At 65.0% G+C, this 474-nt stretch carries 1 protein-coding gene; it reads left to right on the top strand.

Annotated features, from left to right (window positions below):
* Window positions 1-9: 9 nt before the first annotated feature.
* Window positions 10-474 (top strand): Uma2 family endonuclease (locus NBW77_RS04910; protein WP_131745464.1); only part of this gene is annotated, 465 nt, incomplete at its 3' end.

Genomic DNA, 474 nt, shown 5'->3' with positions numbered 1-474 from the left:
GGTTGGGGCATGACCTCCCTGCCCGACTGGATGCGCCCGCCCCGCGCCGAGGGGTGGTTCGCGGAGGATCTGGACCGTCTCTCGGAGGCGCCCCGACACACCGAGCTGATCGACGGAGCACTCATCTTCATGATGTCACCGCAGCGGTCCTGGCATGGTCGTCTCGTCACCGCTCTCACTGTCGCGCTCATGGAGCAGACTCCAGGTGGCATCGAGGTCGAGCGGGAGATGACCATCCGGCTCGACGAGCGCAATCGCCCCGAGCCGGATCTTCTTGTGACCACTGCGCCGTATGATCCCGACCGCACCTGCTACGCACCGCAGGACGTCCTGCTCGTCGTGGAAGTCGTCTCCCCGGAGTCCGCACACCGCGACCGCACGGTCAAGCTGCGCAAATACGCGGAGGCTGGAATCCGCCATTACTGGTGCATCGAAGACGAGGACGACACGCCCGTCGCCCATGTATATGAACTG

The organism is Frankia sp. Cppng1_Ct_nod, assembly GCF_920656135.1.
In the GTDB taxonomy this organism is placed as follows: Bacteria; Actinomycetota; Actinomycetes; order Frankiales; family Frankiaceae; genus Protofrankia; species Protofrankia meridionalis.
The sequence above is the reverse complement of the archived record's forward strand: the minus strand, read 5'-3'. Positions and strand labels throughout refer to the sequence as shown.